The following is a 14,657-nucleotide window of genomic DNA, read 5'->3' as shown; positions in this document are numbered from 1 at the left end:
GTAATCCTACGGATTTAATGCAAATCTTTCATTAGACCGAAAAGGCAATCTCCCCGCCTCGTCAGCGTGGGAAAGCGACGACATGCCACCATGCCTTCTACAGGAAAACACAGCTCTACCGGAGCGGACGTAGGGCGATGGATGGAATGGAGATACCCTGCCAGCTGCCCCGCGACCACGTCAGCTCCAACCGCAACGGCGGGTTCGAATAGCCCGTCGTCATCTGCATATACAAAGTAGTCACGCGTCGGCACCTCCGTGAATCGCGTAGGCGCTGGTACATCAAGCGAGTCGTCTCGATAGATGCCCATATGATGCAAGAGGCGGCGAACCCCGTTGCTAGCAATCTGCTTCCCGATATGCTGGAGCGTCGCACCGCCGCCTAGTTCAGCGGTAATGACAGGAACTCCCTGCGCTTCAGCGGAAGCGGGCAATGTCGTATTTCCTCCACCACCTTTACCGTCCGTAAGATAGCTAACTGGCGCGCCAAATACACTGACGAGCTGCATCAATCGCGCGTGCCGCTCGGCGTCGGCTGATGGGCGGATCAGCGCACATGGAACGTATTCCAGCGACCTTCCACCGGAGTGAAGGTCGACAACCAGGTCCGCCATTGGCAGCAGAACCGACGTCACATAATGCGCGATCATCTCTGTCGGCGTGCCGTGAGCCTTGCCCGGATAAACACGGTTGAGATTGCCATCGTCCATGGGCGACACACGCCGCCCCGCCTCAACAGCCGGAAAATTGAGCGAGGGAAGGATAATGATTCTGCCATTGACATCGTCTGGAGAAATTTCCCGCGCGAGTTCAAACAGCGCTATCTGACCTTCGTACTCGTCTCCGTGGGTCCCGGCAAACAAAACAGCGGTAGGTCCTTTGCCATTTTTCAGACAGACTACTGGAATCGGGATCCAGCCATACGCTGAGAGATCACTGGAAATAGGCAGACGCAACGAGCCAGTCTGTTTGCCCTCTTTCTCAAAACTGATAGGCGACCAGATACGGGTGGGAGTGGACATATTATCGAGTTGATTAGCTGATGACAGGAATGGCCGCGGGTGACAGTTCGCTGAGGAACTCGATCCCATTTTCGCGGACATAAACTACTTCTTCGAACTGGAAAACGGCGCCTTCACGCTCCAGCTTCGGTTCAATGTGGAAAATCATTCCCGGCTCAATCACCGTTGTATCTGTCGCTGACAGCGAAGGCGGTTCGGTTACATCGAAGCCGCCGCCATGGCCAATCCGGGTCACCGCCGTGTACACCTGCCCCACATCCAGTTCTTTCCACATACTGGCAAAGTTAGCGTAGACGTCTGCGCACGTCATACCAGCCTTTACAGAGCGGCACAGTGTATGGGTCAGTTCGCGGACAGCTGAGTACGTCTCAATCTCCCAGTCCGACGGCTGACCGCCGCGAGCCGTCCGGTTTCTGTCAGCCGGGTAGCCTCCGTAGGTCGCCCGAAAGTCTGTCCAGACATAATGGCCCTTTTCTAATCTCCGATCGCTGGGGGGCCGGCTATAAACGAAATCGCCCTTCGCGAAAAGCATAGCAATCGGGTCGGCCTTCTCGGCACCGTTCAGAAACATCTGTGCTTGCATCCGACGATATAGCTCGATTTCCGTCATGCCAAGATACGCGTCGGCAATTGTTCGATCGAAAGCGTCGTTCACGATGGCGAAGGCAGTCTTCTTCAGATTCGCTTCGAAGTCCGACTTGATCAGCCTCACCTTCCACAACGTGGGCGTTGCATCAGTTACTTTCCCTCCCGCGCTCAAACCACTCAACGTGGTGATCATTTCGAGCGAGCCAAGGCCGGTCATGTCCTGCCCGTAGTCAATTCCAAGGCGGACCGTCCGTCCACCGAAATGCGCTTGAACGGTTTCCGACAGAGCCGCTACACCCTCGCTAAGATATCCATGATAGTAGACCGCATTGAACGAACGTGGCTTGTAGCTGATGTTCTTCTGTTCGGTCTTGCTGCCTATGACGATTAGATCATCCGCTGTCAGCAATGCGAACACCGGCCTTGCCTTGTACATCCACGAGAGCGTGAAGAAGTCCGTAAAATACTGGACGTTTTTGATGTCTGTTAACACGATCGCGTCTAGCTGACTACGCTCCATCTCGTAACGGACGCGGCTGAGCCGCTGTTCCAGTTCAGCCAACGGGACATCGGGGGCAGGCGGCAATGTCATACCCACATTAATGTCACTAATACGCGTAGCTTCCGTCATCATTTTTTCTCCATTCGCGATATCGCTTCCGTGGACAGGTTGATCGAGCATGCGAGCCGATCAAACGGTGATTCGACAACTCCGAATACATCGATTCCTGGCCTCTCCGTACTTATGTGATACAGGCGACGCAACATAGGATATGTGTTCGGGATGGCGAAGATCTTTTGCGCCCCTGACGACGCTGGAGCAGCATCGATAATCAGAGACATGTCTTTTACCGCGACGTCATGCCGATTCAGGGCAGTGACAATAAAGTGCTCTCCGAACTCGTCGACTATCTCATCCGGCACCGACGTCGGAACGTATGCAGCGTCGTACATGATGGGTTGCCCATCGGCATAGATGATCTTCCTCACGCAAAGATAGACGTTGTCAGGAGGCCCGAAGAGCGCAAGCGTGGGATCCGCGATCCTTTCTTTTGTGATCGAGACAAGCTCCAAGCGCGGCTCGAAGCCGAGTCGGCGTGCGTTGTCCATCGAAGACATCCAGACGTCCAGCTCCCGGATGAAGCGCCTCTTCTCTTTGACGAACGTGCCTTTTCCCGGCACAGACTCAAGTACGCCCGCCGACTGAAGATCGCGGATAGCACGCTTGATCGTGATCGCACTGACTCCGAACTCCTCGCTCATCTGCGCAGTAGACGCAATGGCGTCGCCAGGCTGATAAAAGCCGTCTTCGATCCGTTTGCTGATCTCAGCTCTGACGCTCTCGTGAAGCGAGGAGCTTGACGAAATCATGCCCTTTGGACTCGCTTTTTCTGTGGCCATGGCCATCGCAATTAACCCCATATCCTTAATGTCTGCACACCCTCTGAGCGACAGCTCCGCTCAGTGGACGATCTGCGAGAGGAACCGTCGGCTACGCTCGTTGTCTGGGTTGTCGAAGAATTTTTGCGGCGTTGCGTCTTCGACAATCTCGCCCTTGTCCATGAAGATCACTCGGTCCGCCACTCTTCGGGCGAAACCCATCTCATGCGTTACACACAGCATCGTCATACCGTCGCGGGCAAGCGCTGTCATCACCTCAAGCACTTCATTTACCATCTCCGGATCCAGAGCGGAAGTCGGCTCGTCAAACAACATGATTTTGGGCTCCATGCACAGCGCTCGAGCGATCGCTACTCGCTGCTGCTGACCACCGGACAATTGTGACGGATACTTGTTCGCCTGGTCTGCAATGCGTACTTTGTCCAGATGGCGAAGCGCAGCTTCCCTCGCTTGATGCTTTGAGTACTTCCTTGTGCGCACTGGTGCAAGCATGCAGTTGCCAAGTACGGTAAGGTGGGGAAACAGATTGAACTGTTGAAACACCATGCCGATATCTTGCCGGACTGCCGTGAAGCTTCTGCCCTTCGCTCCGATCTCCGTTCCGTCGACAATCAACTGACCGGCCTGATGCTTCTCAAGCTGGTTGATGCAGCGGATCAGTGTCGACTTACCCGAACCGGACGGCCCACAAATGACGATGCGCTCGCCCGTGGTCACGGTCAGATTTACATCTCTCAAAACCTGGAATTTCCCGTACCACTTACTCAGGCCAGAAATCTGAATTGCAGGTCGACCTTTGGCTTCGTTAGTCGGAGCCGTTTCAAATTCAATCTTCCTAAGTGTTTGCATTATGCCCCCTGGATGGTTGTTAGCGCCGGCTCGAAAGGAACAGCCGTTTCTCAAGCCTGTGCACCAGCGCAGTGACAAGCAATGCCAGCCCAAGGAACACGATTCCAGCCACCAGCATCGGCTCGGCATAGCGGTATGTGTCTGATGCGACATCGAATGCGCTACCCAACATTTCCGGAACTGCCAGAACGGCTAGCGTCGGCGTTGTTTTCAGAATTGATACGAAGTAGCTGCCCATCGGCGCGGCGATGTTGCGCAGCATTTGTGGTGCGACAACGAAGGCTATCGTGTCGATGCGGCGCAACTGAAGAGACTTCGCCGCCTCGACTTGTCCTTTAGGGATGGCATCGATCCCCGACTTGAAGACTTCAGAGAGATAGCCAGAGAAGTACAAGCTCAGCCCCAAAACGCCGACGACCATTGCAGGCAACTGAATCCCGTAATAGGGAAGGACAAAGAACATGAAATACAGCTGCACGAGAACCGGCGTGCACCGAACGAGATCGATAGCAATCGACGTAACGTGGCGCATGACCTTAGAAGACCTTCGAAGCATCTCCCACAAGAAACCAAGCACGGACGCCACAACACAGCTGATAATTGCCGTAAGAAGGGTGTTACCAATACCCTCGAGTACTCGAGGGATGATATGAATCGCAAACGCGAGATCAAAGTTCATTGATTGCCTGCCTCTTTTTTCCAAGAGTCCGCTCAAGCCGCCGGCCAAGAATAGTCACGGGATAACACACGATGCAGTACGCCAGCACCAGCGCGGTGTAGACCATCACCGGGTTGTACTGAATCTGCGATATCTCCTTCGCGCGATAGGTCATGTCGCTCAATGTGATGAGCGAGACGAGTGCTGTTCCCTTAATAAGTTGAATCGTTAGATTTATAAAATTGGGAATAGTTGAAGTAATCGCCTGAGGGAATTCAATAAACCACAGGACACTCAATCGATCCATGCCGAGCGCCATACCCGCCTCCGCTTGACCCCGTTCGAGGGACTGCAACGCGGCTCTGACCGATTGACTTCCGTAGGCGCCAATGTTCAGCCCCAGCACCATTGCGCCAACCGTGATGGCTGAGAGGTTGATACCAAACGCCGGAAGCGAATAGTAAAATGCGTATAAAAGTATGATTGCTGGCGAACTCCGCCAGAATTCAATAACTGCAGTGACGACCCCGTGCCACGTACCACGCGAAAAAGTCTGCAGAACGCCAAATAGCAGAGCAAATGGGACGGCGTACATTAAGCCGACAAAGGTGACGATTGCTGTAATTTCGAAACCTTTGAAAATTCCGAGAAAGACCATCAAAAAACTCATTCCTGCTTCTCCTCAGCGTTTCCAGAGCAGACAGCATCCGCTGTTAAACTCGACGGAGCCATTTCCGCCGGGGAAAAGCCATATCTGCTGCTGATTTTTGCAACCGTGCCATCCAACTGGCGTTTTCTAAGCGCCGTTTCATAAAACTCAAGTAAGTCGTGATCTTCAAGTCGAAAAGCCACGGCTGCGTAACTCAAAGCGGGACGGCCACTCTCGATATAGCCGGTGAAGGGAAGCGCTCGCTCTATTCCTTTTTCATTGGAACCCGCCAACACCGCAATCGCAGTTGCGGTCGATACGGTCAACGCGTCTATGCGGCCAGACTTCAGCGCCGCGACGCCGGTCTCGACATCGAATAGCTGCATCCTGTCCTTCGGAACGCCTGCTTTGACCGCATTTTCCGTGTTTGTACTTCCGCGCCCTCCGCCCATTCTGATCGCTTGGTTTGCTGCCATATCTGCATAGCTATGGATGCGCAGCGGATTGCCAGCTCGTACCAATACCCCATCGCCGATCGCGACATCCGGGCTGCTGAAAGCGACCTGCTTGCAGCGCTGGGGGGTTATTGCCATACCGGAGGCCACCATATCCACCCTATGAGCGACGAGACTTGGGATTAGCGCGGGCCAGTCCACCACCTTGAAATGAATTTTCTTCATCAGTTCGGGGCCGAAAACGGCCCGAATCAGATCCGGATAAAACCCGACTACCGCGCCAGCCTTGTCGACATATCCCCACGGGGCCTGGTTATGAATCGCGACTAGGATTCCGTCTTCCGTTAGACGCCGCGGCGGTGCCGACTGCGCTTCGGTCGATGCCGACGGAAATAGCAATGCCAGGAGCAGACCGATAACCGCGAAAGTGGAAAAGGGACGCATGTCAAGTCTCACTGAGACGCAGAGTCAGACTGCGATGCAGTGACACTGCGATTGACCAAATAATACTAGGTATATCAGGTTGGCAGCACTAGGGAAACACCTGACCTTATATTGTGTCTCCGCGCTTTCCTGGCGTGTACAGCGTCAGCCAGTAGGAGCGCCGTACGCCCGGGGAAGTCATCCGCCAGTCGCTTGCCGGAGGACTGAGCTGTATCGAGCTGCGAGCATCGACCGACGGCTTTTTCCTAGAATTTGTGGCGGATTCCGACGATCACAGCCGTCTGGTTCGAAGTCGAAGATGCCGATAGAGACGTGATGTTTGCCACGGCTCTCCCGCTGGTCGAATCAGTTCCGCTCGCATGCTGGTAAATGGCGGATGCGTAGACGTCCGTGCGCTTCGAAAGGAAATAGTCTGCACCGAGCATGGCCTGTTGATACCTGGCATCGTTCACCCCGTATCCTTTTGTATAGTCATAGGCGACGCCGACCACGAGGGAAGGCGTGAACTGATATTTGTAATTCGCTTCGACGTTGTGGAATTTTGCCGAACCGCCATTGAATTGAGCGCCGCCTAGATTCGGCAGTGCACCAAGATCCTTGAATTGCGTGTTGCTATACGTGACTCCGAACGTCGAAGCTCCAAGGACGTACGAAGCGCCTGCAGCAAACACTGCCTGAGTTTTGGCCGACGCGTAGCCGGAGTAAATACGGTTTCCCGTCATGTTGGATGTCGAGGTATTCGAAGTCGCCATGTTGCCGAAGAACGAATAGTTCGGACTGTCCACGTTGAGATACGCGACACCGAAATCAAACGGTCCTCGGTGATAGCTACCTCCGAGCGACCAGATCTGGTTCCGGTGAAACTGACCGGCATTTCCTCCCAAGCTGTAGAGCGCCTCCCCGGAAAGGCCAGCGTAATCAATAGTCTTGTACTTGATCGCGTTATTGACACGGTTACCCCCGATCATGTTATCGAGGTCACCGGGGTGCGCACCAAAGTAGGGAAACCACTGGCATGCGGCAGCGAAGCGGCATGTCTGATCCAGCACTGACTCATACTGACGACCGAGCGTTAGCGTCCCGTACTGATTTGAAGACAGGCCGACGTATACTTGCCGGCCAAAGAGATCTCCCCCCTGCGCCAGGCGCCCATTGGGGACGCTAAAACCGCCTTCAGTGACGAAGATAGCTTGCAAGCCCCCACCGAGATCTTCCGCACCCTTCAGCCCCCAACGGCTGCCCTGCAAGTTACCGCTGGTCATGAGATATTGTTGGGCACCCGTTGCGTTGTTTACAAAGGTGACGCCCACATCAAGAATGCCATACAGCGTTACGGAGCTTTGAGCGTGGGCTGCGCCCGCAAAGAGTGCCGCGGCGGCGCCAAACATCATGGTCTTTTTCATCATCGAATCTCCAAATCTTCCTTTTTTATGATCGAGCAACGTTTACCCACACGTATGCTTGTCTGGCTGCCCTTAAGTTCGTCCACCTGATGCGTTCCAGTGACGAGCTCTGGTTACGCACAGTTCGAAGATTCGAGTAGCCAAAAACGATGGTCTAATACAAAAATCTAGCAACTTCATAACATCAGTGCATGATCTCGCCACACCATCGCGTAGTAGTCCTTTCCATATATCGTTCCCAGCCCACAATCGACACATGGCAAGCTTTTCGATCCTGCGCGATGGGCGTTAGCAAGGCGCGTCTGAGCTCCCTGCCTCTGGCCCCGACGTCGAGCGCGGAGAAGCTGGCGTTCAGGGAAATCCTGAACGCACAGCGCACGCTAAGGCAGTAATCGACTACGCTCCGTCTGGCAGGAGCGTGGCCTCCCTCCGGATCTCTTTCGCGCCTTCAACCTGCGTCAACTCGGCTTTCACGCAGGCCAAGAAGGCCAAGCTCGAAAGGGACGGTTGGAAATTGCGTCGGTGTACCAGAGAAAATCCGAATCGAACCGTTGGTACAAACGGCTTGACTACGATCGAACTCTGTCGATCAAGGATGGCGAGTGGGCTAACTACTGATACGCCCAACCCTTGCGCGACCATCGCAACAATGGCAGCTGCGTACGGGACTTCCAAGGTCGTCCGGCGCCTGACATTTAGTGTCTCGAACATGCGATCGAGGGCCACACGATTGGCGTCAGTTGAATCCAGCGAAACGAATTCCTCCCCGTCCAGATCTCTCGGACGGATGATGTCTTTCGTCGCGAGGTGGTGCTCCGCCGGCATGATGCAAACGCCGGGCATCGACGCATATTGAACGACGTGCAGATCGGGCTGGTCAGGGCATATAGTTGCGAACCCTAGGTCGCACTTTCCCGCCGCAATCCAGTCCAGCACTGTCGCGGAGCTTCGTGTCTGCAGGGTGATAGCCACGTCCCGGTGCGATGCGCGAAATCGTGCGATAGCTCGCGGCAACAGCGTTAGTCCAACGACGGGGATGCTTGCAATGCGAAGCTCGCCGGTGGCGGAGTGCTTTATGTTCCACGCGGCCCGTTGGAGCTTTTCCAGACCTATGTACGCGCGTTGTACTTCCCTGAAATACTGGGCTGCTTCTGCCGTGGGTTGAAGTCTCTGCTTACTCCGCGTGAAAAGTTTCAACCCTGTTCGATACTCAAGCAGGGACAAGAGGCGACTGACAGCTGGTTGTGAGATGCACAACCTCTCTGCTGCCGCTGTCACTGTACCGGTAATCATCACCATCCTGAACGCCTCTATCTGCCGGATATTCGGCGATACGGACGTTTCAGGAGCGATGCCGTCATAGTTGTCCATGGTTCTCTCCCCCGCAGTGAAAGACCGGACGGAAGCCATCGAACTGCGGCACAGTGTCCTGCCCTCAACCGAGGATGTCTATCTCGGCGAGCCTTATGGCGCCTCGGGCGTTGGCATCCTAGCCTTGTAACCGCCAAGGCGTTACGTGGGATGCCCGGCAATCGAGTTCCGGTGCCCGCGCGATCGCATGTCTCAGAGCAGGCGCCTTCGATGGCTGCCTGCCGCTCCGCAAGAATCTTACGGTGCCGCTGACATGCTTGGTCCGGCTACTATCCCGCGAACGGTTGCCGTCCTTCGTCGCGGGAATGAACTTGCAGCGGAGGAAGCGCATCGGCAGGCTCGCGTGGCGAAGCCGCGGTGCCAAGAACAGCAAGCATCGACTTCTCATCCAATAACCCCTTTTCCCGCAGCGTCGCTACGGCCGACAACGTTGCCGCTGATCCGAGCTCTAGGTCGACACCGTGGCGAGCGGCTAACTTCTGAGCATCTATAGCAGCGGAGTCGCTTACGCAGACGGCGATTCCGCGACTGTTTCTGACTGCCCTGACTGCCTGATCGGTCACAGTGTCGCCACCGAGGGAAAACTGGCCCGTCGTTCCAGCGAATTCCGAAGTAACGCTGGCCCTGCCAGTCAGAACGAGCGAAAGCCGGGGGAACGGCTCTACCGCATACAGCGCTGGACTTCGAGTAACGAGACCACTGCGCTGTAGGTCGCTGTACCCTTCCGCAATTCCCCAGAGAAGGTCACCTCGGCTGCAAGGCACGACAATGGCATCCAGCGGTCCGGCCTGTTGCCAGAGTTCATATGCAACGGTTTTGTATCCCTGAACACCCCACGGGTTACTTCCAACTGCCGGAATCGCATAGTTAGTCACCGGATACCAGCCATCAGGCACCATTTTGGCCATCAGGTCCCATCGTTCCCGCGGGCTGGAAACAACAATGATTTCGGCGTCTGCCCTGTCTAGAAAATGCCGGTAAGCGTCGGTGATCGATGGGGTCGTTATAACAACGCACGGCACCCCGGCCGCCGCCGAATACGCGGCAAGCGAAACAGCGGCATTACCGGAACTTGCACATACCAATCCCCGTGCCCCAACGTCGATCGCCCGAGCGACGACGAGCGGTGTCATCCTGTCTTTATGGCTTCCCGTCGGGTTGGCAGCTTCCCGCTTTAGCAAAACGGACCCGACATCAAGCACTTTCGCCAAGTTTGCCAGCGCGACGAGCGGAGTTCCTCCTTCTCCAAGACTAGGAAAATTTTTGTATGGCAACCAATCGCCGTACGTTAACATCGGCCCCACAATTGCAGGAAGCGATGCCGGAAGCTGGCTGTACGTTGCCGCAAGAGAAGTTGGGCACCCTTCCCGCCTTGAGGCCGGGTCGCCCTCAAACCAGTCTCCGATTGCATACGATGATTTTCCGTCGAGGCTCCTAAAGCCTTGGAGATGAGGGTTACGAATAATGTCCAGCCTTGCGTCCATGAGCGGATTGGTTTGTGGGTTCATTGCAGGATGGTGTCCGATGGAGGAAATAATCAGCTTTCGACGGCTTCACGTTCGTTTGCGACGCTAGGACGGATGTCACGAAAGGTCGTAGCCTTTTCGAAGGAAGAACCTAATTGGATAAGCTTGTCTTCCATAAACGGCTTCGCTGCTATCTGAACTGACACCGGCATGTTTCCTATCCCAAATCCAGAACATATAACGATGCTTGGCCAACCCGTAATGTTGAACGGATCGTAGAACCCGGGCTTTGCCAGACCGCCCCACCGAGACACATCTGCCATGAATGGAGCTTCATTGGCTGCACCGGCAGTGACAATCACGTCCACGTCGGCGGCTGCCGCAGCCGTTGCCACACATAACCGTCGGCGCTCCTTGATTGCGTTGATGTAATCGGCGGCAGTAAGCGTTGCCCCTAGCAATAGGCGAAGTCTTAACTGCTCTCCAAAGTCCAATGGATTGCAGCGCAACGCCTTCTCGTGAGTGGAATGAGCCTCTGCAGTCATGATCACGAAGCTCGTTGCCTGATATTCTTCGAGCCGCGGCATCATCACCCGATCCACATGTGCGCCCAGTGCCGTCCAGACCGAGATTGCGCGATCCAAACCCTCTTTGACAGCGGGCGTCACAGGGTTTTCTGTTTCGTGCCAGTCCGAAGCAACACCAATACGAAGCCCGCACACGTTCTCTTGAGCCCGTAAAATGAGATCCGCAGGCGTCCGCTCTACGCTGGCCGGATCATCATGGTCATGTCCTGCCATCTCCTGAAGGAGCAACGCACAGTCTTCGGTGGTCCAGCCCAATGGTCCGACATGATCCAAGGAAGGCGCCAGCGGCAAGATGCCTCGTTTGCTACAGAGGCCGTATGTTGGCTTCAGCCCCACTACACCGCATGAGGCCGCCGGCGCCCTGATGGACCCCGCTGTATCAGTGCCAGTACCGCCCAGAATGAGGCCGGCCGCAACGGCAGCCGCAGTACCAGACGATGAGCCGGACGTGAACCGCCGGGTATCCCACGGATTCCGGGCTGGCGGCCACGGTAGATCGAATGACGGCCCACCTAGCGCGAACTCGTGCGTCGCGAGTTTTCCTAAGGAGATCGCCCCTGCGTCTGCCAGCGAGCGCACGACGCTAGCGTCAACTTCCGGTACCCAACCTTTGAGGCGTTTAGAGTGCGCACTTGTTTGCACGCCCTTCGTTAAGACGACATCTTTGTGGGCGATCGGGATGCCGTCCAACCTTCCACGTAGCTCGCCTTTCATCATCCGATGCTCGGCCTCCATCGCTTCGCGGCGCGCTCGTTCCGCCGTCACCGTAACGAATGCATTCAAGCTGGCGTCGACAGACTTGATTCTCGCCAGGCATCCATCAACAAGTTCGACCGGTGATAGCTTGCGCTTGCGTATCAGGTCCGACGCTTCAGCAATCGTTGGTATTTGCATTGCAAAATCTCTCCGCCACCAGATTGTCGCTGAGCACTGAAAAAAGATGGGAATGCTCAATTGCATCGTTTTGCCTGATGGCGCAAAGGTGTTCACAAATGCGCCGTACATGAGGCAAACCTTCCCACAACGCGTCCAAGTCATGGCCTATAATTTCGAGGCCTTGTTTCTCCAAGAGGTCTCTCAAGTCGCTTAATGTGTCGCATCGCACCATGCTCTCCCCTTAACCTCTTTTTCTAGCTATTCCAGTTCCCGGTTAACGATTTGCAGGCGGGTCGAAATTCGCAGCGATGTCTGAGCACGCCGCGACGATCCTGTCGCTTCGTTGTCGCATTCCGGCAAGTTGTCCTCGAACCCGATCTCGGAACTTGTCTTCCGTTTGCATCTATATCATGGGACACTCAATGTCGCCGCCTGCCAGCTGGACTTCGCGCGCGTACCAAGCGTCTTGCACTTATACGCCAGCTCGCAAGGGGTAGATTCTGGAAAGGCCTGTCCAAAGTTGGCTCCGATCCGCAACTTTACTTTCTGCGCGACGCTCGACACTACTTCGACGATGCGCTGCTCCCGTCGACATTGCTGATACGCCGGTAAGAACCGGCAAGAAGGTTCTCGGGCCATTCAGCTACCGCGATCGCCTTCGCCGCGGCGTCATCTATTAAGCATTCACATACGATAAATTAGGTCGTCGCCGTGCAACGAAAACGCTAGCTAAGCTATCAATCTAACTTGGTATACCTAGTATGTGACCATGGCAAAAAGTCAATGTCAAGTACCTTGCTCGCGACCGTGCACTGCGGATCCTGCTCTGCGGTCGTCGGTCGAATGGGGTGGGCTTCATCATCTCCGCACCTTCGAAAGACGCCTTGGGAGATGCGGGCTAAGCCCGCCGTGGCGACCTCCCCTAAGGTGGTCTGGAGCTCTCACAAGAGAAACCTCACATCACGCATATCGACACAGGATTTTGATTTCTCGGATCCAAGGTGCGAAAGTGCGGGACCACACCGCTCTTAACCTCAGATCCTGATATGACTTTCGCAGCCAAGTCCCGGGATGGTATGGCTTCCGGTTCAAAGGCCTTTCCAATCTGCACAGGGCGCGCAGCCTGTAACGTCGACGTTCGATCAATCTGATAGTGCTCGGGGACTGGTTCGCATAGCCAGAGAATTCGGATCGCCATAAGCGCAAAGATTACCTGGAATTGAAATCCGCACTTTGATAATAGACGACGATAAGGACACTAATGATTTGGTTGATTCTCCGAGGGATAGGCCATGAAATCGGAATTCGTGAGAGCCGACTTCTATGCGTCAGGCCGCGATCTATATCCGCCATAATTCCGTGTAAAAAATATGCCAGCATTTACTCATGATGCAATAAAGTTCTTATTTGTAAGTTGCCGCCGCAGCATGCGGCGGCACAATGCTCGGAATTATTCTGGCCCGCTACAATCCATTGAGGAAGGCCAGCAGTCGTCATCAGGCCGGCAAATTCTGGGCTTACAGTCATAGGGCACCTTTCTGCAGCATTTTTCCTTAATTCGAGGTCCGCATCTAAATAGATTTGTGGGGTTTCGGGGGACTCGTGACCAAGCCACAGGGCGATCATGGTGCCGTCGAAACCGGCTCGCAGCAATTCCATTGCCGAGGTGTGTCGAAGCTGGCGGAAAGTCACGCGTTTTTTCCGTAGGGAGGGACATGTCTTGCGGGCCGTCTCAATCTGTTTCGTGTGAATGTAAGTCACGCCGTCGGCGCTAACACGACCACTACGCGCATGGGGAAACACGATGCCGCTGTCTGCTCTGGCAGTCTCCTGCAGCCAGTTCCTGACAATCCCAAGAGTCTGCTCGGTTAGCGGTATACACCGGGTCTTTCGACCTTTACCCGCTACCCGAACATGGGCGCCCGTGCCCAAGGTCACGCCCTGCCGCTTGAGTCCCGCCATTTCAGACAAGCGCATGCCTGTTTGCACCGACGTCAGCAGCAGCGCGTGATCCCGACGACCACTCCACGTCCTCATATCAGGCGCGGCCAGTAACGCATCGACCTCTGGTCGTGTCAGAAATCCAACCTGGGTACGGGTATAGCGTTTAGTGGGAATGGCGGGCGCGCGTTGAATCTGCTTGGATCGAGAAGGTACTTCAAAGGATGCATACTGAAAGAAGGAAAGAAGGAGCGGATGGCGGCGCGGCGAACATTCCGGCTGCGCGCGCTGATTCCACGTTGCTTTTCCAAATCGTCGAGAAACGCACAGATAAGTGAAAGGGCTGCCCCTCAAAGCTTAGACCATGGCGTCGATTTCTGTTCGCTTACTTATGCGCTGGTTATTAAGTTTGTCGTAACAACGACAAGATCTGGTGCAATTGTCAGCTTTGATTGTCGGCCCAGGTAGACGAAAATCATCCCCGCCTCGCCGGACTGACGTATTAGCGAACTTTCAAGCAAGTGGGCATGGATCTCGCGATAACCGAGCGTGCGACCACTGCCGGTTGCGAGGAGAATTACATGCTTGATTGCACGAACGCCTGCTGCCTGCGCTGGTCTGCCCATGTCGGCGTCGGACAGACAATACCCTTGGCGTCAACCGTCAAAGCGCCTATTCACGGGAGGGGCTGTCGTGCACGCGGCGGCCCAGCGCACGTCGAGCTGCTGCTCGCTGGGCGCACCGACGAAGATGACCTCGGTTGGGATCCAGAGCATCAGCGACCAACATCTGATCGATACAAACCGGGGGGTAAAGAGGCTTGGCGCGTTCCTGCACGACATTACGTCCGTCGCGAATACCAGCACCGCGAGGAGGCCCTAACGCAATACGCGTGCGAGGCGAAACAAGGGGTACTACTCTTAGCGCAGAAGAGCGAAATGCTCCGA

At 55.2% G+C, this 14,657-nt stretch carries 12 protein-coding genes; all 12 read right to left on the bottom strand.

What is annotated here, in order from left to right:
* Positions 1 to 14: 14 nt before the first annotated feature.
* The 12 genes from B0G82_RS37885 to B0G82_RS37830 all read right to left on the bottom strand — a co-directional run bounded on the left by B0G82_RS37885 (position 15) and on the right by B0G82_RS37830 (position 14,064).
* A complete protein-coding gene (locus tag B0G82_RS37885) occupies positions 15 to 1,022 on the bottom strand; it encodes a succinylglutamate desuccinylase/aspartoacylase family protein (protein ID WP_121311345.1) in 1,008 nt (335 codons plus the stop codon).
* Between the two features lie 13 nt (positions 1,023 to 1,035).
* The gene (locus tag B0G82_RS37880; protein ID WP_241975120.1) at positions 1,036 to 2,292 is read right to left on the bottom strand and encodes a Xaa-Pro peptidase family protein; all 1,257 of its coding nucleotides are present in this window, start codon (positions 2,290 to 2,292) and stop codon (positions 1,036 to 1,038) included.
* Entirely contained in the window at positions 2,241 to 3,011 is a 771-nt protein-coding gene (locus B0G82_RS37875; RefSeq protein WP_241975119.1) for a GntR family transcriptional regulator, read from the bottom strand. Before B0G82_RS37875 ends, B0G82_RS37880 begins: the two co-directional genes overlap by 52 nt.
* A gap of 60 nt (positions 3,012 to 3,071) precedes the next feature.
* Positions 3,072 to 3,860, bottom strand: a complete 789-nt coding sequence (locus B0G82_RS37870) for an amino acid ABC transporter ATP-binding protein (RefSeq protein ID WP_121311343.1) — start codon at positions 3,858 to 3,860, stop codon at positions 3,072 to 3,074.
* Positions 3,861 to 3,879: 19 nt separating this feature from the next.
* Positions 3,880 to 4,539 (bottom strand): ectoine/hydroxyectoine ABC transporter permease subunit EhuD, encoded by a 660-nt coding sequence (gene ehuD / locus B0G82_RS37865; protein WP_121311342.1) that lies wholly within the window; start codon positions 4,537 to 4,539, stop codon positions 3,880 to 3,882.
* Positions 4,529 to 5,188: an amino acid ABC transporter permease gene (locus B0G82_RS37860; protein WP_121311341.1), complete on the bottom strand. Its 660-nt coding sequence runs from the start codon at positions 5,186 to 5,188 to the stop codon at positions 4,529 to 4,531. The genes ehuD and B0G82_RS37860 overlap by 11 nt, the downstream gene beginning before the upstream one ends.
* Positions 5,185 to 6,066 (bottom strand): transporter substrate-binding domain-containing protein, encoded by an 882-nt coding sequence (locus tag B0G82_RS37855; RefSeq protein WP_121311340.1) that lies wholly within the window; start codon positions 6,064 to 6,066, stop codon positions 5,185 to 5,187. Before B0G82_RS37855 ends, B0G82_RS37860 begins: the two co-directional genes overlap by 4 nt.
* 245 nt (positions 6,067 to 6,311) lie before the next feature.
* Positions 6,312 to 7,469 carry a porin gene (locus B0G82_RS37850; RefSeq protein ID WP_121311548.1) on the bottom strand — a complete coding sequence of 386 codons (1,158 nt, stop codon included), beginning with the start codon at positions 7,467 to 7,469 and terminating at the stop codon, positions 6,312 to 6,314.
* A 396-nt stretch (positions 7,470 to 7,865) separates the two neighbouring features.
* Positions 7,866 to 8,840 (bottom strand): LysR substrate-binding domain-containing protein, encoded by a 975-nt coding sequence (locus B0G82_RS37845; RefSeq protein WP_158608231.1) that lies wholly within the window; start codon positions 8,838 to 8,840, stop codon positions 7,866 to 7,868.
* 269 nt (positions 8,841 to 9,109) lie between these two features.
* Positions 9,110 to 10,348, bottom strand: a complete 1,239-nt coding sequence (locus B0G82_RS37840) for a pyridoxal-phosphate dependent enzyme (RefSeq protein WP_121311338.1) — start codon at positions 10,346 to 10,348, stop codon at positions 9,110 to 9,112.
* Between the two features lie 29 nt (positions 10,349 to 10,377).
* On the bottom strand, positions 10,378 to 11,898 hold the full coding sequence (locus B0G82_RS37835; RefSeq protein ID WP_158608230.1) for an amidase: 1,521 nt from the start codon (positions 11,896 to 11,898) through the stop codon (positions 10,378 to 10,380).
* A 1,251-nt stretch (positions 11,899 to 13,149) separates the two neighbouring features.
* Positions 13,150 to 14,064 carry a tyrosine-type recombinase/integrase gene (locus tag B0G82_RS37830; RefSeq protein ID WP_199730268.1) on the bottom strand — a complete coding sequence of 305 codons (915 nt, stop codon included), beginning with the start codon at positions 14,062 to 14,064 and terminating at the stop codon, positions 13,150 to 13,152.
* Positions 14,065 to 14,657: the final 593 nt, after the last annotated feature.

Source organism: Paraburkholderia sp. BL17N1, from assembly GCF_003634175.1.
Classification (GTDB): domain Bacteria; phylum Pseudomonadota; class Gammaproteobacteria; order Burkholderiales; family Burkholderiaceae; genus Paraburkholderia.
The sequence above is the reverse complement of the archived record's forward strand: the minus strand, read 5'-3'. Positions and strand labels throughout refer to the sequence as shown.